The following is a 21,517-nucleotide window of genomic DNA, read 5'->3' as shown; positions in this document are numbered from 1 at the left end:
AATTATTTAATCTTCGAATTTATAATTTTTCTCATATCTCCTATCATGTACAATGATCCACTTATTAAGATTAAATCATCTTCCTTAGCTTCTTTTAATGCTAATAAAAATGCTTCTTCATAACTTTCCAAAGCTATAGTATTAGAATTATATTTTATTATTTCATTTTTCAAATCTTCACTAAGTTCTGCTCTTTCACTATGAGGTGTTAAAGCATAAATTTTTTCTGCTATCGGTGCTATTTCTTCTATCATTTCTTTAACTTGCTTGTCTGCTAAAATACCAAGTAATAAATATATTTTATTATACTTAAAATACTTCTCTGTATTTTTTCTAAGGGCTTTAATTCCATCTATATTATGTGCTCCATCTATTACTATAGTAGGTTTCTTTCCTAAAACTTCAAGTCTTCCTATCCATTTAACATCTTGCAAAGATTTTTCTACTAACTTTTTATCAAATTTAATCTTTTCTTGCTCACATAATACTTCTATGGTGTTTAAAGCTACAGTTAAATTTAATATTTGATGTTCTCCCAATAAAGGCAGTTTAATTGTATATTTATTTTTATAACTTTCAATTTCTACATTTTGATATAACTCTTCATAATTAATATCAATTAACCTTCCAGATTCTTTTTTCATAAAATATACTCTTGAATTATTTTCTTTTGCTGTCTTTAATATAACTTCTTCTACTTCTTTTTCTTGAGGATATAGTATAACTGGCACATTTTCTTTAATTATTCCAGCCTTTTCTTTTGCAATATTTTTTAAATTATCGCCTAAAATATTCATGTGATCTAAACTTATGGAAGTTATTACACTAACTATGGGGGTTAGTACATTAGTTGAATCTAGTCTTCCACCAAGTCCAACTTCAATTACACCATAATCTACTTCTTCATTATAAAAGTATAAAAACATAAGTGCAGTTATGATTTCAAATTCTGTTGGATGTTCATAACCTTCTTCAATTACTTTATTTATAGCAATTTTAACTTCTTCTAATAGGTTTACTAATATATCTTTGTTAATATTCTCTCCATTTATCTGAATTCTCTCTTCAAATTCTTCTAAATAAGGTGAAGTATACATTCCAACTTTATATCCAAGACCTCTAAGAATTTGGGTGATCATTGCAGTAGTGGATCCCTTACCATTAGTTCCTGCTATGTGTATTAATTTAATCTTTTCTTGAGGACTTCCAAGTAACTCTAAGAGCCTAAAAGTTCTCTCAAGTCCATAATTAGAGCCAAATCTTCCAACACTTGATATATAGTTCATTGCTTCTTCATAAGTCATATTCATTTTTCTTTACCTCTTGTCTTTTATGCTTTCTTCTAATAATATTTATATAAAATCATTTGTATACTTTACATTATACTTTAATTATAAGTAAATGACTAATATAAAAAATCAAGCAGAAATTCTTTACAAACTTCTAATTAATGCATATGAAAGAAAATAACAAGTCGAAGATGCAGTTAATTTTTCAACTTATTATTTAATTCATCCCATATGAAAGATATCAAAATGCTACTTAATAAAATAGAAATAATAATTAATACAGAATTTGTAACTGAAATTTTAATTCTCCAAAATAGCATTACAAGCTTTAAGCCTGTAAATATCAATATACACCCTACACCATACCTCATGAATTTAAACATATTGTTCATCTTTTGTAATATATAATACATGCTTCTAAGTCCGAGTATTGCGAATATATTAGACGTATATACTATAAAAGTATTTGTAGTTATTGAAAAAATAGCTGGTATGGAATCTATTGCAAATATAATATCAGAAAATTCAATTATTATAAGTGCTGCAAAAAGAGGGGTTGCATAAAGAATTTTATTTTGTTTTACAAAAAATTTTTGTCCCTGCAAATTATTTGTTACTGGCATTATTTTTCTTAGGAGTTTAACTGAAAAATTATCATGAAATTGCATATTGTCATTTTCTTTAAAAAACAATTTAAAACCACTAAGTAATAATATTACGCCAAAAATAGAAAGTAGAAAGCTAAACTTACTTATTATCACTACACCTAATAATATAAATATGAGACGTAGTATCATAGCGCCTATAACTCCATATAAAAGCACTTTTTCTTGATATTCTTCTTTTATTTTAAAGCTTGAAAACACCATTAAAAATAAAAATAAATTATCCAAACTTAATGACATTTCTACTATGTAACCACCAAAATATTCAATAGCTGCTGTTTCACCTCTTGTGTAGAATATAAAAATATTGAACAAGATTGATAAAGTTATCCAAAAAATCAAATTAAGTAAAGATTTTTTTGTTTTCAAATTTAAACACCTCCATACATAGTACTCTAAGGCACATGAAATAAAATAATAAATACGCATATTGGTTTAATATTTTTTCAAATGTGCCTAAACTATGTATATTAATATTTATTCTGTTATATCCTTATTAAATAAAACTTTTCAAATTAATTTTCCATCATATCCAACTGCATATCCATCAATAACTGTATTAACTGCTAAAACACCATCATTTTGGATATAATACCACTTATTGTTTATCTTATTCCATCCAATTTTCATAGCACCTTTACTTCCATCACTTATTGTATTTAAGTAGTACCACTTGTCATCTTTATCTTTTAACCATCCTGTTTCCATTATTCCTTTCTCATTCATAAAGTACCAATTATTTTCCTGAACATCTTTAATCCATCCCTTAGATAATTCTTGATCTTGAATATATACCCAACTTAATTCATTAATATGTTTACTTAATATAGCATTTGATTGTTGTGGTAATACTTTATTCCATCCTTGCGTTGCAACATTATCTTCATTTAAATCAAATTGAGTAATTAAATATTCTTTTCTATTATTTGGCTTAATCTTAATTATGCCATTATTAATTTGTAATTTCTCATCAACTAATACGAACTTTCCTAATTCTTCACTATAAAAATAAAGTTTACTTGGCTTTATTATATTAGTAATATTCATCTCTATTATTGTGTTATTATTAAAATAATCATTACTCTTTAGATAAATCCCAATACATTGGCCATTTTTAATAATTTCACTAAGATCACCACTCTTAATAATTTCTATATTACTATTTACATTATCTCTATATGACCAATTTAAATTTTTGATTTCAATATCACTTTTTTTAACTGTTGATACAAATATATTTTTAATAATTTCATTTTCTAAAGATAAATTTTTAGTTTGTTTAATATAAACGTCTTTATTTTCATCTTCAATTTTTACGATAAAATTATTAATATAATTTTTAGTTTTTCTCGGTTCATATAACATACTTGAAAAATTATTATTTTCGTATTCTATATTGTCATCATTATTTTCATTTTGATTATTTGAAGTATTAGAATTATTTAAATTTCCTGCGCTATCAAAATCACTTTGACTATTTATATCTTCTGGAGCAGTAGGTTGATTGAAACCACTTGATTCATTTGTTTCTTCTGATGTGGTTGGTTCCCCATGATCACTTGGTTCTTTTGTTTGTATTGGTTTTGTAGGTTTTCCTGGATCAATTGGCTCTTTTTCTTCTCCTGGCGTTGTAGGTTCTTCAAAATCGTTTTCTTCTTTTACTTCTTCCGTTGTCATAGATTCTTTAGAGTCACTTGATTCTTTTGTTTCTCCTTGTATAGTTGGTTCTTTAGAATCACTTGATTCTTCTGGCATTGTGGGTTTTTTAGTTGTCCACTTTGCATACAATACAGGATTCTTTATAACTAAGTCAGAATCAACAATTTCTCCTAAATCAGCTATCATATTAACTTTGTTAATACATTCTGGTTCTTTGTACCAACCTTCTATTTCATAGCCCTCTCTAGTACTAGATGGCGGTGTTAATGAGTTTAGTCTAACATCCTGGGTTACTTTACCATTCATATTTTCATAATTACAGAACCAAATAACTTTTGATATTCTTAACTTACTTAAAAACTCCAAATAATCTGGTTGAGTTTTATAATCTAGTGGATAAACCCATTCGTTAACACTACTACCTTCTGCTATATTCTTTTCCAAAAAAGGAATACTAGGATTACCAAATCTTATTTTTTTTAAATTTTGAATTTCACCAAAAGCATTATATCCAACTTTTTTAGCTTTTTTTAAATAAACTTCTTTAAAATTACAACCAAAAAAACATTTATCTCCGATTTCTTCAACATCAGTTACTATATTTTCATTTAATGCTCTACAATATTCAAAACATTCATTACCTAACTTAGTTGTATTATTTAGACTATTTATCCTCAAATTAGAGCACCACATAAACGTCTTATCTGGTAATTCAGTTACTTCATTATTTATCTGTCCTATCCCTTCCAATTTATTGCAATTTGCAAAATTGCTCTGTCCTTTAAGTTCTGTTATAGTACTTAAATCTATATTTCTTAGCGAAGAGCATTTATCAAAGCAATAACCTTCCATCTTATTCATATTCTCTGGCATTTCAACATTCACTATCGCTTTACAATTTTCAAAACAATTTTCGCCAAAAATAAAATTAGTATTTCCAAAATCTACACTTTGAAGTTCTTTTTGATCTTTAAAGACTTTATTTAAAATTGTAATTAAATTTCCAGATGAATCGCAAAAACCTAAAACCCCTTTCCCTATAATTATATTTTTCACATTTTTACTACTCTTATAAAAAGCTTCTTCATATACATATTTAACGTTAAAATTATGTCCATTATAATTAACATTATTATTTATAATTATACTTTTTGAATCATCTAGTTTTTCATATTTCCAAAACATCACTGTATTATCATCTTTATTTTGTGATAAAACTTTATAAGTATTATTATCAACTGTAAAAAATTCTAATATTTCAGATTCTGCAACCTCTTTATTGCTATCAATCATATCCTCTGTCTCTTGTTCCTGTCCACTATTTATTTCTGTTTGTGCATAAACCTCTCTATGTGTGAATCCAAATATTATAGTAATAAAAATTATAAATGAAACTCGACTCACATACCTTCGTTGAATACGTGAGTCACACCAAATCAAAGATTTGGATTTTCTACTTAGAGTAAATTTCTTTTTTCTAATAACCGTATCCTCCATCTTAGTTTATTTTTAATGGTAATATTATTTTTATTAACATAACTTTATCTTTAATATTATATTTATTGTGAATTATTTTTCATTATTACCATATTTTAGGAATTGTAAACTAAAAAAATAAGCATAAAAAAAGACATTACCAGAATTAATTATCTAGTAATATCTTTTTCTAACTATCATAATATTTAGTTTAAAGCGTCAATTCTAACTTTTACAGCTTCAAGCATCTCTACATATTTTACTCTTTTTTCTTTTTCTGCATCTATAACTGCTGCTGGTGCTTTAGCTACAAATCCTTGATTTCCTAGTTTCTTGTCTATTCTATCAATTTCGCCTTCTAGCTTTTTAACTTCTTTATTTAATCTATCTAATTCTTTTTCTCTATCTACTAGGTCAAGTAATGGCATAAATAATTCTCCACCCTTAACTACTAATGAAACTGCATTACCAGGAACATTAACTTTATCATCTATAAACTCAACTTCTGAAGCTGAAGCTAATTTTTCTATATATGCACTTCCTGCATTAAATGCTTTCTTAGCATCTTCTGCAATATAACAAATTACTTTAGCTTTTCTAGATGGTGGTACATTCATTTCAGCTCTTACATTTCTTAATCCTTTTATTGCTTCAATTATATATGCCATATCATTTTCAGAGTCTTTACTTACTAAAGCTTCATCAAATTCTGGCCAAGCTGAAGTTGTTATTGTTTCTTCATCACTTAAATGAGTAAATATTTCTTCTGTTATAAATGGCATAGCTGGATGTAATAATTTTAATCCTGTAATTAATACAGTATTTAATACATTGTAAACTATTCCTTTAGCTTTTTCATCATCACCATAGAACACTGGCTTAACAAGTTCTATATACCAGTCACAGAATTCAGTCCACATAAAGTCATTAACTTTTTGCATAGCAATTCCAAGTTCAAATTTATCCATGTTTTCTGTAACTTCTTTTACTACTGTATTCATTTCTGATAAAATCCACTTGTCAGCTAAAGAGTATTCTTTGCAGTCTTTGTATTTATTCATAATTTCTTTATCAAGATTCATCATAACAAATCTTGAAGCATTCCAGATCTTATTAGCAAAGTTTCTTGAAGCTTCAACTCTTTCTGGATAATATCTCATATCATTTCCTGGTGCATTACCAGTAGCTATCATAAATCTTAAAGCATCAGCACCATAAGTGTCTATAACTTCCAATGGATTAACACCATTCCCTAAGGATTTACTCATTTTTCTTCCTTCAGAATCTCTTATAAGACCATGAATAAGCACTGTATCAAATGGAGTTTCATCCATACAATGAAGTCCTGAGAATATCATTCTAGCAACCCAGAAGAATATAATATCATGCCCAGTAACTAATGTACTTGTTGGGTAGAAATAGTCTAAATCTTCTGTTTTATTTGGCCAACCAAGTGTTGAGAAAGGCCATAATGCTGAAGAGAACCATGTATCTAATACATCTTTGTCTTGTTCTATATTACTAGATCCACATTTAGTACAAGTCTTTGGTGCTTCTTCTAATACCATTATTTCACCACAATCTTGACAATAGAAAACTGGTATTCTATGTCCCCACCATAATTGTCTTGAAATACACCAATCTTGTATATTTTCCATCCAATTGAAGTATGTCTTCTCAAATCTTTCTGGAACGAATTTAGTTTTCTTATTCTTAACTACTTCTACAGCTGGTTTTGCTAAAGATTCCATTTTAACATACCATTGCTTTGATATTATTGGTTCTACTGTAGTACCACATCTATCATGAGTTCCAACATTATGAGAGTGATCTTTAATTTTAACTAAAAGATCTAACTCTTCTAAATCTTTAACTATAGCTTTTCTAGCTTCGTATCTATCTAAGCCTTGATATTTCCCGCCTAAGTGGTTTATAACACCTTTGTCATTCATAACTCTAATAATTTCTAAGTTATGTCTTTTCCCAACTTCAAAGTCATTAGGATCATGAGCTGGAGTCATTTTAACAGCACCAGTACCAAATTCTAAATCTACATAGTCATCTCCAACTATCGGGATTTCTCTGTTTACTAATGGTAATATTACAGTCTTACCAATAAGGTGCTTATATCTTTCATCATTAGGATTAACAGCAACACCACTATCTCCAAGTAATGTTTCAGGTCTAGTTGTTGCAATTTCTAAAACCCCAGAGCCATCAGCTAATGGATAATTAATGTGCCAGAAATGACCTGCTTGTTCTTCATATTCGATTTCTGCATCAGATAATGCAGTTTGGCAATGAGTACACCAGTTAGTTATTCTATTTCCTTGATAAATTAAGCCTTGATTATAAAGCTTGACAAATACATGTTTTACAGCAGCACTAAGATTTTCATCCATTGTAAAAGCTTCTCTTGTAAAGTCAGCTGATACACCGAGTTTCTTAACTTGATTTCTTATTTTTGCCCTGTATTCATCACTCCATTCCCAAACTTTTTCAAGGAATGCTTCTCTTCCCATTTCTTTTTTATTTAAACCTTGCTTAGCTAATTCATTGGCAACTTTAACTTCTGTTGCAATAGAAGCATGGTCTTCTCCTGGTAACCATAATGTGCAATATCCTTGCATTCTCTTAAATCTAATAAGCATATCTTGAAGAGTATCATCAAATGCATGACCTAAGTGAAGCTCACCAGTTATGTTTGGTGGCGGCATAATTATTGTATAAGGTTTTTTGCTTTTATCAATTACTGGTGTAAAATAACCTTTTTCTTCCCAATTTTTATAAATCCTATCTTCAAATTCTTTTGGATCATATGTAGTTGATATGTTTTTAATTTCTAACATTTTCATTCCTCCAAGCTTTTAATTTACTCAATGTACAATTCACAATAAATGAACAAATTTTAGTTGAACTTAGTTATATATATCTTTTATAAAGGAAACCCGACTCACATACGTTCATTTTTGGGGCTTTCGAATAACCAAATACAAGATGCTCACAAAGGGAAAGTTCAAGGCGCCCAATATAAAATTCGGACTCTCACATTTGGATTCTCAACGCCAAAAGAGCCTTCATCACAAAAAGGACGAAGACTCGCGGTACCACCTTTATTTCCACATAAGCATTAAATCCAAGTATATATGCTCTTATGGACTCTTAATTTAAATAACGATTTAGACAAACCGTCTTTAGCTACTATTAATTTCACTAAAGAAGCTCAAAAGCTACCTTCAAAACTTTCAGCATAAGGGTTTTCAGCTACTCCCTCTCTCTTACTATTTCTTTCTAAATCTATGATTTAGATAAAAAAACTGTACTCCTCAACTCGTCTGAGTGAGTTTCCTAAAATGCTTTTAGGTTTTTACTCCTCTTTTTCATTGCTTTTAATTTATTAATTTAATATATGAAACTCGACTCACATGCGTTCGCTGAGTAAGTTCGAGTGGCCAAATTAAAATTTGGACTTTCACTTATAATATATTATTGTATAAATTTTGTCAATAATATATTTTTTAATGATTGTTTAATTTCTTACTTATAGCATCCTTTAACAGCCGATGATGAAAAGGTTAAAACTGATTAACAATGCAACTAATTTGTACCAATAATGTTTCACCAGTTTGTTTAGTATCGTTTCTAATTATGAAGTATATAAAAATTTTTATTTTTATAGGGGTGATTATATAATCACCCCTAATTTTTACTCAAATATTAAAAGTTATAATTACATTGCTCTACCAGGAATTATTGCATCTATTATTCCAATTGCTAATGCTGCTAACAATGCACCAAATATAGATACGCTCATATTGGGAACAAAAAATTGTGTTATATATAATATTACAGCAGCAATAATAAATCCTTTTATTCCCTTTCCAAAAGGTGATGCGTCAACTCCCATAAATGATTCAACTAAATAATCTATTACACTTATTACAAGTGCAGCTAATAAATATGACCATAATCCATTAATGCTAAAACCCGGTGTAAAAAATGATGCTATTCCCAAAATTACTGCAGTTAATACTAACCTTCCTAACCAACCCCAAATACTTTTACCGCCAGAATGTTCTCTTATTGAATTTTCTTTGTGATGTGCCATTTATAATTCCTCCTTTAAAAATTAAATTTTATCTGATATATGGAAGTTCTAACACTCACATCCATTTAGACATGACCTAAGAACTTTATCACTCTAAAAGTTCAACTAATTTCAAATAAAATATAAAATTTTACCTAAAAAAGTTCACTTTTCATGAGCTTAAATATATTTTCCCCATAATATTAAAAAATATTATATTTTTTAATATTATCTTTAATTTTTTCTAGATAAACAATGAGAACTCTATGATTTTTTTATTTATCATAGAGTTCTCATTCTAAACACAGCTTAGTTAATTATATATGATTAGCTATATTATTCTACAGTTTTATCTTTTTATTAATAAAAATTATACTAAAAATTCATATTTAGCATAATATTTCACTTAAAAATTACTTCCATTCCATCCCCAATTGTCAACTTCCTCATATTTAACATATATTTTATTTTGTGGTATTTGTAATTCTTCTTCATAAATACTACAAATTTCTTTAGTTAATGCAGAAAAAGCTTCTTTACTTGCCTTTCCAAATACTTTTACCTCTATAAAAGCACCTTTTTCTAATTTTTCTCCACCTAAATAAAGTGAATATTCATCTTCAAATCCAATCATTAAAAATGTTTCACTTTTTCCTGGAATTAATTTTATTGCTTCACCTAGTCTTTTCTTTATTGTTTCTTCTTTTTCTTTTGAAGTTTTTACTGTTATTTTAGATCCTATAAATGGCATGTAATAATCCCCTTTCTAACGTTAATTAATAACTTTTTACTTATTAGTAATTATATATTTTATAAATAATATAATTTCTTCTGTAAATCTCATTCCTTATTTTGTATTGTTTTTCTTCAATAAATTATTATTTTGCTTTTAATATTTTTCATAATTTGTTTATAACCTTATTATATACCATTATCTATTTTCTTAATAGAATAAAGTTATACTAACTATTTCTCGCTTATTAAATAATCTTATTCCTGGTTTGCTATGTCCAAGACCTCTGCTTACAATAAGCTTTTTATTATTTACCTCATACACGCCACTACTATATTTAGGAAAGAATTTTCGTTCTGGTGAAAGCAATGCTCCTATAAAAGGTAATCTTATCATTCCACCATGAACATGACCAGATAAAGTTAAATCTACATTATGCTTAATGTATTCATCAAAATATAGCGGATTATGTGCTAATAAAATGTTATATTCTTTTTCATTACATTTATTAAGAACTGCGTTAAGTACTTCTTCTATATTAGAAGATCTATTTTTTATTTTATAATATGAAAGAGGAATATCAAGTCCATAAATATTAATCAAATCTTTTTTTCTCATTATAGTTATTTTTTCATCTCTCAATACCTTAATCCCAATTTTTTTAAGTTTTTGTATAATAAAGTCCAAATCATTGTTTCTTAATCTTATTTCATGATTTCCTATAATATAATATATATCATACTTTTTGCTCAAAGTTTTTGCTAAATTTAAAAATTTTTCAAAATTCCTATCATATTTATTAACCATGTCTCCAGTCATAACAATAATACTCGGATTCTCATTATTAATTTTTTCAATCAATTTAATATTATCTTTCCCAAAACCATAGCTATGGAAATCTGATAAATGAACTATTTTAAATTTATTAAATTCTTTTGAAATTTTATCACTTTTAATTTTATATTTAGATACTTCTATTAAAGTGTTTTGTAAAAATATTAGCCCAGAAAGTATAGCAAAAGCTACTAATACTATTAGGATGTTAATCATCTGTTATCTCCGTTTCTTTTATATTATGTATATTAGCTTTAATCTTTTCTTTTAATATAATACTTTAATTATATAAATATTAAAAGTATTTTATAAAAAAATGAAATACTTAGGCATATGAAATAAACTAAGAATACAAGTCTACAATTCATGTTGTAAGTGCATGGGCTAATGAAAATAAATTAGTTTTAGGACAAAAAAAAGTAGATGAAAGAACTAATGAGAAAATCAAAAGACCTTACACGATGATGTAGAGTTATATTTTAAAGAAGAAATATTATCTAAATCTAAGAAAGATTAAAAAAAAGAAAGTAAATATCATATCACATATAAGTTCAAAAATTGAATGTAATGTATTAAATGTTTTATTTATAAATACCAATAAAGCTACCCATTCTTCCAAGTTAATGATCAGTAACTATTTTGTTTAGGCACATTCAAAAAAATAATTACTGATCTAGTTTTTATTATTATAATAAAGTTTCATTTTCAAGTTTCAAAGTCAGATTTGTAATTGCCTTTGAAACACTATCAATTAAATTTGTTTGTTCGCTATCTATAATCTCTATTTTTTTTATTATTCTATTTCCAAATAAATTTATTTCGTCTATAACTTTATTAAGAAGATCTTTGGACTTAGTTTCTTCCCAATTTACAAACTCTCCCCAAAATAACAATGGTAAAATTAAAGCTTCTAACACTTTATAACTTATATTAAAAATTTCTTTATAATTAAAGCAATTTTCATAACATAGCATTATCAAAAGTTCCCCTACTATTTTTAAAATGTTATCTTTAATTTCTCCCTTACATAAAATTAATTCTATTACCCCTATCATTCCATTAATAACTAAATTTTGTATGTCTTCTGGTAAATCTGATATAAGAGATGTTGAAAAATACTTGATTATCCTCGGAAATATTCCTTCATTTGTTTTCTGTCTTAAATCTCCATTTTCATCTAAAAGTATATTAGCCTTGTGATAATCTAGGGGATTAATTTGAAATTCTGTTTGTATATACTGGCATTCTTCTGCAATTGAGTTAAATAAACAATTAACATAATCATATTTTGAATTTATGCATACTATTTTCGACTTATTTTTATTGATTTCATCTTTATACTTGTTTATAAATTCATTAGAAAAACCTTGTCCATTAATTGATATACACTTAATTATTTTAGGAGACAAAACAGTTACATATTGAGCTTTATTCCCTCCCTTTGAATGTCCAGTTACAGTAATATTGTTAACCTCAAGGTTATTTATATAACTTAAGGCATCTATTTGCTCTATGGTATCATATTCATAAGCTCCTTGACCATTATCCTCCCATTCCTTTATTGTAGTTGTTCCTCTAAAGACTACTGTTGCATTATTTTCACCATCTATAAAACATGCAACTCTCATTCCACTTTTATAATTGTATACATTTTTAATTCTAAGTTCTTTTAAATTAGGTTTATTTTTAATTTGATCTAATATATTTATCCATTCACTTTTAGGCAATTTTATTGTGCAATTTCCCATATTATTTATGAGCTCATTAAGTTCTTCATTAGTCAATATATTATATACAATATTTATAAGTTCTTCATCTTCTTTAGCATCCCATTCTAAGTATATTAAATTATCTAAAAGTATTAAATCCTCATAGGTTAGCTTATACATTATACCTCCATTAAATTCATCTGGAGTATAAAACTCCACCTGGAAAGTTTCACTTTATATTAATAATATCTCTATTACTAAGTTATTCAATTTTATTGCAGAAAACTCCTATAATTTATATTTCTATTTGTTTTAACCATCAATATTTTCACAAATTTCATATATTTAAATTTGAATTCATTGGATGATACTTACAATATAATATTACAATTCATTCTCAACTGATAGTTTATTCTAATCGCCTTAAATCCTTGACTTTTATTAATCTTGGGTATATTATAATATTAATTTATCTTATCAAGTGATAAATATTTAGTTAAAATATGGAGGTTTTTATATGAATCCTAAGGTCAAAGTAGCTAGATTATCTCTACTTTCAAATACAAGCTTAATAATCATGAAATTAATTGTTGGACTTTTTACAGGATCAGTAAGTATAATATCTGAAGCTATACACTCAACTATGGATTTGCTTGCTGCTATAATAGCATTTTTTTCTGTAAAAATATCAGATAGACCTGCTGATGATACTCACCCTTATGGACATGGTAAGGTGGAAAACATTTCTGGAGTAATAGAAGCTTTACTTATATTGGTAGCATCTGTTTGGATAATAATTGAAGCTGTAAAGAAAATTATTAATCCTTCTGACATAGAATCTGTTGGAGTTGGATTTATAGTTATGTTTATCTCTGCTGCTATAAATTTGATGGTATCTAAAAAGTTATACAAAGTAGCTAAGCAAGAGGATTCTATTGCATTAGAGGCTGACGCCCTTCACTTAAAAGCTGATGTATATACATCATTAGGTGTAGGCACCGGATTATTTCTTATATGGGTTACTGGTTTAAATTACTTGGATCCAATCGTTGCAATTTTAGTTGCGATATTTATACTAAAAGAATCTTTTGAATTATTAAAAACTGCCTTCAATCCTCTTTTAGATGTTAAATTATCTGATGAAGAAATTGAACTTATTAAAAATAATATAATCAAATATTCTTCTGTATTTTGTAATTATCACGATCTTAAAACAAGGAAATCTGGACGAATAAGATATATAGACTTACATCTAGTATTTCCTGAAAATAAATCAATTAAAGAGGCCCATGATATATGTGACAAAATTGAACAGAATATAGAACAAGTTCTAAAATATGCTGAGGTTATGATACATTTAGAAGCTTCTGAAATAACATGTAATTGCTGCGAATGTAAAAAAAATTGCAACTAAATTTAAAAATTAAAATAATAAAAGTTACTACTGTTAGAAATTAAATAGTAGTAACTTTTTTTGAATTAAAAAATAATAAGACGGCATAATATTATTAATTGAATAAACTTCTACCTATAATGTTAGAAAATTATACAAATAACTTAATTATAGATATAATTAATGCTGAAAAACTCGCTGTTATTGGTATAGTCAAAACCCAAGCCCAAACTATATTTTTCGCTACTCCCCATTTTACTGATTTAAATCTTTTAGATGCACCAACCCCCATTACAGTTGTTGAAATTATGTGAGTAGTACTAACTGGAGCATGAAATAATGTTGCAATAAATATTACTGCCGCTGCACCTGTTTGAGCTGCAAATCCATTTACTGGTGTTAATTTTGCCATTCCACTTCCCATAGTTTTAATAATTTTTTTCCCACCTATAGAAGTTCCCAGCGCCATAGCTGAAGCACAAACTACTATAACCCAGGTAGCAACCTCAAAACTTTGAATAACCTTACCACTTACTAAAGCCATTGTTATTATTCCCATAGATTTTTGAGCATCATTTCCACCATGATTAAAAGCCATAAGCGCACCTGCAATGACCTGAAGTTTTAAAAATATTTTGTTTACTACATGATACTTAAACGGCTTTAAAATCAGGTTTAAGAATTGCATTAGTATGTATCCTACTATAAATCCTATAACCGGCGAAATAAATAACCACAATACTACACTATGAAAAAGATTATACCAATTAACTACGTTAACTGTACAAGTATAAGCCATTCCACCACCTACTAACGCTCCTATTAATGCATGAGATGAACTACTTGGAATACCAAAATACCACGTAATTAAATTCCATATTATAGCCGAAACTAAAACACCTAATATAACCCATTGAGGTATATTTTTATAACTTACAATATCCTCACCTACAGTTTTAGCAACCGCTGTTCCAGTAAATGCACCCATAAAATTAAATAATGCGCATACTATTATAGCAACTGTTGGTGTAAGTGCTCTTGTAGTAATAGAGGTAGCAACTGCTGTAGCTGTATCGTGAAATCCATTTATAAAATCAAATATTATTACCAAAATTACTATTAATATTGTTACGGTCATCATATTATGCATTTTTAATGACAACTCCTTCTACAGTGTTTGCAATTTTTTCACACTTATCAATAGTATTTTCTAAAGTTTGGTATATTTCTTTCCATTTTATAATTTCTATAGGATTTACTTCATTTTTGAATAATTCTGATACTGTTTTTCTAAATAAGCGATCTGCTTCACTTTCAATTTTATTTATACTTATAATTTTCTCTTTTATATGCTTTGATTTATTACCTACTGAATTAAGCTCGTCCATTAATTCCACAAGGCACGTAGTGCATTGTACTATCATGTCAGCTAAAAGCTTACATGATTCAGTACTTTCATTAATATCAAACATTACAAATCTATGCATTGTTGAATTAGTTAAATCTAATACATCATCCATTCTCTTAATTAATGAATAAATATCCTCCCTGTCTATTGGAGTTATAAATGATTCATTTAATTCTTTAGTTATAATACCAACTAACTTGTCCCCTTTATGTTCCAACTCTTCAATTTTACTAACATTAATTTCTTTCTCTGATAAAGAGTCCAAACTTGCTCTTAAAATCATTGCTCCTTCATTTACATTTTGCGCTGCTTCTAAAAATAATTTATAAAACTTATCTTCTTTTGGCTTTAAGTTAAACATACTATCACCTCTTCCTATAAAGTGTAAACACTCGACATATTCATTAAATATTATAGTACATATTAAAGTATATTCTTTTTTAACCAAATGTTAAACTCTTCTTAATAAACTTAACCTAATTTTAATATTAGTTACAAATTTTATAATAAAAATAAACCTGCAGATTCATATTTGAAAATCTACAGGTTTATTTACTTAATTCATACAGTATTTACTTTGTAAACTATATAGCTACGAAATATAATAATCTTTTAAAAATTATACAAATAACTTCATTATATATATAATTAACGCTGAAAGACATGCTGTTATTGGTATAGTTATAACCCAGGCCCAAACTATGTTTTTAGCTACGCCCCATTTTACTGATTTAAATCTTTTAGATGCTCCAACACCCATTACAGTTGTTGAAATTATGTGAGTTGTACTAACTGGAGCATGGAATAATGTTGCAATAAATATTACCGCTGCACCACCAGTTTGAGCTGCAAATCCATTTACTGGTGTTAGCTTTGCCATCCCACTTCCCATAGTTTTGATAATTTTTTTTCCTCCTGATGCAGTTCCTAGCGCCATAGCTAAAGCACAAGATGCAATAACCCATGTAGGCACTTCAAATGTATTAATAAGTTTACCACTTAATAAAGCCATAGTTATTAGTCCCATAGATTTCTGAGCATCATTGCTACCATGATTTAAAGCCATAAGTGCACCTGCTACGATTTGCAATTTTAAAAATATTTTATTTATTATCTTAAGCTTGAATGGCTTTAAAATATAATTTAATAATTTCATTAATATATATCCTACTGTAAATCCTATGACTGGTGCAATAAATATCCATATTATTACCTCATGAAAAAGATTATTCCATTTAACTACATTAAAACTATTATTATAAGCTATTCCTGCACCTATTAATGCACCTATCAATGCATGAGAAGAACTACTTGGAATACCAAAATACCATGTGATTATATTCCAGACTATTGATGAAATTAAAACACCCAATATAACCCATTGTTGTATATCGTTATGACTAACGATACTTTCCCCTACCGTTTTAGCTACTGCTGTTCCAGAAAATGCACCTATAAAATTAAATATAGCACATATTACTATAGCAGTTGTTGGTTTAAGTGCTCTAGTTGTAATAGTAGTAGCTACTGCTGTAGCTGTATCATGAAATCCATTAATAAAATCAAACAATAATACTAAAGCTACTATTAATATCGTTAAGGTCATAGTATTAAGCATTCTTAATGACAACTCCCTCTACAGTATTTGCAATTTTTTCACAATTATCAATAGTATTTTCTAAAATTTGATATATTTCTTTCCATTTTATAATTTCTATAGGATTAGTTTCATTTTTGAATAGTTCTGCTACTGTTTTTCTAAATAAAGAATCTGCTTCACTTTCAATTTTGTGTATACTTATAATTTTTTCTCTTATACATTGTGCTTTGTTACCTACTGAATTAAGCCCATCCATCAATTCCAAAATATGTTTAGTACATTCTACTATCATATCAGCTAAAAGCTTAGATTCACGTGTACTTTCATTAATATCATACATTAAAAATCTATGCATTGTTGAATTAATTAAATCTAATACATCATCAAGCTTCTTAATTAATGAATAGATATCTTCCCTATCTATTGGAGTTATAAATGCTTCATTTAATTCTTTAACTACAATAGTTATTAATTTATCTACCTCATGTTCTAAATCTTCAATTTTACCAACATTAATTTCCTTATTAGATAAAGAATCTAAACTACCTCTTAAAACAATTGCTCCTTCATTTACATTTTGTGCTGCTTTTAAAAATAATTTGTAAAATTTATCTTCTTTTGGCTTTAAGTTAAACATTATATCACATCTCCCTATAAAATATAAACATTCGACATTTCGTAATCCTGTTCAAGTATATTCTATTTTTTATTAATTTTAAACTACTTTTAATAAAACTTAACCTAAATTTAATATTACTTGCCTTTTACTTAACAAATTTCTTTATTCTTACTTATAAACCAGTTTCTTTGTAGATTAGTATAATCCATTTTAGGTAACTACACTAAATAAATGAAATATATGCTACATTGTTAACTAAACCTAAAAATCACGCCAAATATGCATAGTCATATTTGGCATGATTTAGATATTTTATATTAGGCATGTGAAAGAAAATAACAAGTCAATGATGCGATGTATATTTTGCGTCAGACAAGGAAGTATGTTTTCCTCATAGTGATCTATTAGGTGAACATGCTAACACAGTATGACATAAATTGAAACTTTTCATGTGGAATTTTATATTCCACATGAATTTAGTTGAACTTACCTTAAGGCAAAATAAACTAGCATGCTGACTTATTATTTTTTTGAATGTGCCTTATCCCTAATTAATCATTATTTTTCTTAATTCTTGGGAAATATGTAGTATGAAGTAATTCATGAGACTTATGACTTAATGGATGATCTAAATGTTTTTCATAAATAGCTAGTACCTCTGGATTTTCATTCGATCTTCTAAGAGTCTTAGATCTATCTATATCATTTAAACCGTCTGCTCTTTTTTGTAGAACTTCTTGTTTATTCTTTTTTATTTTAGGTTGACCACCACCACCAATGCAACCACCTACACAAGCCATGATTTCTATTGCATGAAAGAATTCTTCACCTGATCTTATTTTATCTAACATCTTAGCAGCTTCTTTAAGACCATGGGCAACTCCTATTCTAAGATTTATGTCTCCAGCTTCAAGCTCACAAACTCTAAAGCCATCCCAGCCTCTAAGTCCTTCAAATTCTATGTTATCAAATCTCTTTCCAGTCATCTTTTCAAGAGCTGTTCTTGTAGCAGCTTCTATAACTCCGCCTGTTCTACCGAAAATAATTCCAGCACCAGTATACTCTCCCATAACTGTATCTATTTCTTCATCTTCAAGTTCCTTTAAATTTATCCCTGAATTTTCAAATATTTTTATAAGCTCTCTTGTTGTAATTACATAATCAACATCATAATTCATCTCTACTGAAAACTCTGGTCTTGATGCTTCATATTTTTTTGCAATACATGGCATGATAGCAACTGAAGTCACTTCATCTCTTGAAAGCCCTTTTTCCTTTGCCCATATTTCCTTTGCCACTATTGCAAACATCTCCATTGGAGATTTTGCAGAAGAAGGAACTTCTAACATATCCGCATAGTTTTGTTCTATAAACTTAATCCAAGAAGGACAACATGAAGTAAGCATTGGAAGCTTAACATCCTCATCTCCAGATAAATATCTTTCAAGTCTTCCTTGAAGCTCTGCAGCTTCTTCCATTATAGTTAAATCAGCTCCCCAAGTAGTATCAAATACATAATCTACTCCTAATTCTCTAAGACCTGCAGCTAACTTTTTTTCTACATTTTCCCCGGGCTCAAATCCAAAGGCTTCGCCTATTGCAACTCTTATAGCTGGTGCCATTTGAGTAATTACTACTTTATTAGGGGTAGCTAGATCTCTAAGAAATAAAAGAGTATTATCTCCTGCTGTTATAGCATCAACTGGACATGCTGATATACATGCCCCACAATGAGTGCATCTATTATAATCTATAGTATGTTGTTTTTTTAATTCCCCATCAATGCAATCCACAGGGCATGCTCTTTTACAACTTCCACATCCAATACATTTTTTTGTAATTGTTAATTTTATAAGATGATTACATTGTGATGTATAACATTTCTTTTCTTCTATATGCTCTTCTATTTCTTCATAGAATTTTTCAATTATCTCTTCCATTATATTATGTTTTTGATGCATTTTACCTTTTACAGTCACTGCAAGATTTCTCAAAAGGTAAATTTCACGTATATTAGATACACCTTTACTTATTCTATCTAAAATATTAAACATTTCAGTTATATCAGTTTTAACTACTTCATAGTTCTTATAAGAACCATCCTTAATTTTTGCAAGTAAATACTCTATGTAGAATTTTTCAAACTGAATTATACAGTCTTCTTGTGATAAAATAATAACAGTTCTACTAATATTTTCATAAAATAATCCAAAATCAAATTCTTTATCTAAGCTATCTTCAGTTAAAAAACCTCCAAAAGGTAATCCAATTTGAGCTGCCTTAAAGTTGCTCTTATTTATAATTCCTCCAGAAAGCTCTATTATATCGGAAAGAGTAGCACCTTCTGGCACTTCAATTATTCCTGGATTATTAATTTTTCCGCAAATAGCTATACTTCTTTTATTATTACTTGTTATTTCTTTTAATTCTTTTTCACTAAAAACTGAAAATACAGAACCTAATGAACTTTGTATTAAAGCTGTCTTTTTATCTGGCATAATATTCACTCCTTAATTATTTCTTAGAACTCTTTTATATTCTATATTTTTATACATTATATATATTATTAAATATAATAATTTGTATTTAACCCATAAATATACAATTTTTTTATTATTATATAAGAATAAAACTATATTAATTATACTTACTGCTGAAATAATAGTAAAGTTATATTTCATATTATATTTTTCATATATTCAACAATTAATTCATCTAAATCTTGGCTTACCTTTAATGTTTGTTCATAATTTACTGTTTTATCTAATGATATACACATTTCATTTAAGACATCTCTTAATTCTTGAATTCTATAATTTAATATTGATAATTTCTTTTCCTTATTTTTTTCTTCATCTATTCTTTTTTTCTTTTCCTCAAAAATATTTTTCTCCAATTCTGTTAAAATATTTTTAATATCGGTTATTTCATTTTCACTGCAATAAATGCCAAAACTTGCTTTTAGTTTAATAATTTTATCATTATATTCTAATGAAACATCTTCTAATAAAATTCTTATTTGTTCTGAAATCTTGCATACATCTTCTTTATCTATATTATTCAAAACAATAATAAATTTATCATTAGAATATCTTCCAATCCAGTATGAATTTTGTGCAACTAAATCATCAATAAGTTTGTAAAAATCTTTTAATATTTTTTTTACTATATCTTGTCTATGTTCTTCATTTACATTTTTAAAATCATCTATGTCTATCATAATTATAGATAATAAATATTTATTTAGTATACTATTATTTAAATCAACTGGTAGTCTTTCTTCTATATATATTCTATTATAAACACCCATCAAATCATCTTTAATGATTTTTTCATTCATATTGTCAATCATAACCTTAACATTTTTATCATAATTAATACTTGATATTTTATTATTCTTTACTGATATATCTTTTATTATTTCAACAACATACTTTTCTTCCTTTATCATTGCAGGCATTGCAATTATTAACATCACCTTATTATAAACATGCTCTATTTTAATAAATATATCATTTTCAATATTAGCTCTAATTGAAATACAATTGCTACATATTGTGCCCTTATTAAAATTCTCATAACATTTTCCCTTAATATTTTTAATCTCATCATTCTTAATATCTATTATATTTTTATTAATAGGATCAATAATTCTGATAATATCATACATATTTTCTATTAGCGATAATTTTTCTTTTACGTTTTCATATAATTTATTCATTTTAAATCCTCCTATGCAGCTAATATATACAAATATTAATATCATTATATTTTACAAACCCTGTAAAAATTTAATATTTCTTTATTTATCCTTCTTGTTTAATTGTACAATTATATACATAAATGTACAAGTATTACCAATAAATACCCAAAGTATAATTATATATATTTTATTATAAGAAAAGAGAGTGTCGCAGAATGATTAAATTTTAATCAGGAGCGATGCTCCTTTTCGGATTAAAAGAAGAAATCTCTAAATATCCTATAATATCACATCAATTATTTGAAGATTTCTGAATTTTAAGCGCACTCAAATAGGCCTACT

At 27.3% G+C, this 21,517-nt stretch carries 15 protein-coding genes and 1 other annotated feature; of the genes, 1 reads left to right on the top strand and 14 read right to left on the bottom strand.

Annotated features, from left to right (window positions below):
• Positions 1-2: 2 nt before the first annotated feature.
• The 8 genes from LLF98_RS14000 to LLF98_RS13965 all read right to left on the bottom strand — a co-directional run bounded on the left by LLF98_RS14000 (position 3) and on the right by LLF98_RS13965 (position 12,632).
• Complete coding sequence (locus LLF98_RS14000) at positions 3-1,310, bottom strand: folylpolyglutamate synthase/dihydrofolate synthase family protein (protein ID WP_291704640.1); 1,308 nt, start codon at positions 1,308-1,310, stop codon at positions 3-5.
• 176 nt (positions 1,311-1,486) lie between these two features.
• Complete coding sequence (locus LLF98_RS13995; protein ID WP_291704638.1) at positions 1,487-2,323, bottom strand: TerC/Alx family metal homeostasis membrane protein; 837 nt, start codon at positions 2,321-2,323, stop codon at positions 1,487-1,489.
• 141 nt (positions 2,324-2,464) lie between these two features.
• Positions 2,465-4,906: a leucine-rich repeat protein gene (locus LLF98_RS13990; protein WP_291704636.1), complete on the bottom strand. Its 2,442-nt coding sequence runs from the start codon at positions 4,904-4,906 to the stop codon at positions 2,465-2,467.
• 389 nt (positions 4,907-5,295) lie between these two features.
• On the bottom strand, positions 5,296-7,938 hold the full coding sequence (locus LLF98_RS13985) for a valine--tRNA ligase (protein ID WP_291704634.1): 2,643 nt from the start codon (positions 7,936-7,938) through the stop codon (positions 5,296-5,298).
• 235 nt (positions 7,939-8,173) lie between these two features.
• Positions 8,174-8,482 (bottom strand) — a binding site (T-box leader).
• A 337-nt stretch (positions 8,483-8,819) separates the two neighbouring features.
• Positions 8,820-9,197, bottom strand: coding sequence for a phage holin family protein (locus LLF98_RS13980; protein ID WP_291704631.1), 378 nt, complete (start codon positions 9,195-9,197; stop codon positions 8,820-8,822).
• A gap of 385 nt (positions 9,198-9,582) precedes the next feature.
• The gene (locus LLF98_RS13975) at positions 9,583-9,927 is read right to left on the bottom strand and encodes a phenylpyruvate tautomerase MIF-related protein (protein WP_291704629.1); all 345 of its coding nucleotides are present in this window, start codon (positions 9,925-9,927) and stop codon (positions 9,583-9,585) included.
• A gap of 192 nt (positions 9,928-10,119) precedes the next feature.
• The gene (locus LLF98_RS13970) at positions 10,120-10,959 is read right to left on the bottom strand and encodes a metallophosphoesterase (protein ID WP_291704627.1); all 840 of its coding nucleotides are present in this window, start codon (positions 10,957-10,959) and stop codon (positions 10,120-10,122) included.
• A gap of 470 nt (positions 10,960-11,429) precedes the next feature.
• Complete coding sequence (locus tag LLF98_RS13965) at positions 11,430-12,632, bottom strand: Mbeg1-like protein (protein ID WP_291704625.1); 1,203 nt, start codon at positions 12,630-12,632, stop codon at positions 11,430-11,432.
• A gap of 337 nt (positions 12,633-12,969) precedes the next feature.
• On the opposite strand from LLF98_RS13965, the gene LLF98_RS13960 reads away from it, so the two are divergent.
• Entirely contained in the window at positions 12,970-13,866 is an 897-nt protein-coding gene (locus LLF98_RS13960) for a cation diffusion facilitator family transporter (protein ID WP_291704623.1), read from the top strand.
• A gap of 130 nt (positions 13,867-13,996) precedes the next feature.
• On the opposite strand, the gene LLF98_RS13955 is transcribed toward LLF98_RS13960, so the two are convergent.
• From LLF98_RS13955 to LLF98_RS13930, 6 genes are all read right to left on the bottom strand, one after another.
• Complete coding sequence (locus tag LLF98_RS13955; protein ID WP_291704622.1) at positions 13,997-14,995, bottom strand: inorganic phosphate transporter; 999 nt, start codon at positions 14,993-14,995, stop codon at positions 13,997-13,999.
• Positions 14,988-15,614: a DUF47 family protein gene (locus LLF98_RS13950; RefSeq protein ID WP_291704619.1), complete on the bottom strand. Its 627-nt coding sequence runs from the start codon at positions 15,612-15,614 to the stop codon at positions 14,988-14,990. The genes LLF98_RS13955 and LLF98_RS13950 overlap by 8 nt, the downstream gene beginning before the upstream one ends.
• Positions 15,615-15,872: 258 nt before the next feature.
• A complete protein-coding gene (locus LLF98_RS13945; RefSeq protein WP_291704617.1) occupies positions 15,873-16,871 on the bottom strand; it encodes an inorganic phosphate transporter in 999 nt (332 codons plus the stop codon).
• Positions 16,864-17,490: a DUF47 family protein gene (locus LLF98_RS13940; protein WP_291704615.1), complete on the bottom strand. Its 627-nt coding sequence runs from the start codon at positions 17,488-17,490 to the stop codon at positions 16,864-16,866. Before LLF98_RS13940 ends, LLF98_RS13945 begins: the two co-directional genes overlap by 8 nt.
• Positions 17,491-18,023: 533 nt before the next feature.
• Positions 18,024-19,970, bottom strand: coding sequence for a [FeFe] hydrogenase, group A (locus LLF98_RS13935; RefSeq protein WP_291704613.1), 1,947 nt, complete (start codon positions 19,968-19,970; stop codon positions 18,024-18,026).
• 179 nt (positions 19,971-20,149) lie between these two features.
• Entirely contained in the window at positions 20,150-21,193 is a 1,044-nt protein-coding gene (locus LLF98_RS13930; protein ID WP_291704611.1) for a diguanylate cyclase, read from the bottom strand.
• Between the last annotated feature and the right edge of the window lie 324 nt (positions 21,194-21,517).

The organism is Clostridium sp., from assembly GCF_021372645.1.
Lineage (GTDB): Bacteria > Bacillota > Clostridia > Clostridiales > Clostridiaceae > Clostridium.
Note: the sequence above shows the minus strand (reverse complement) of the source record. Positions and strands in the feature narration are given on the sequence as shown.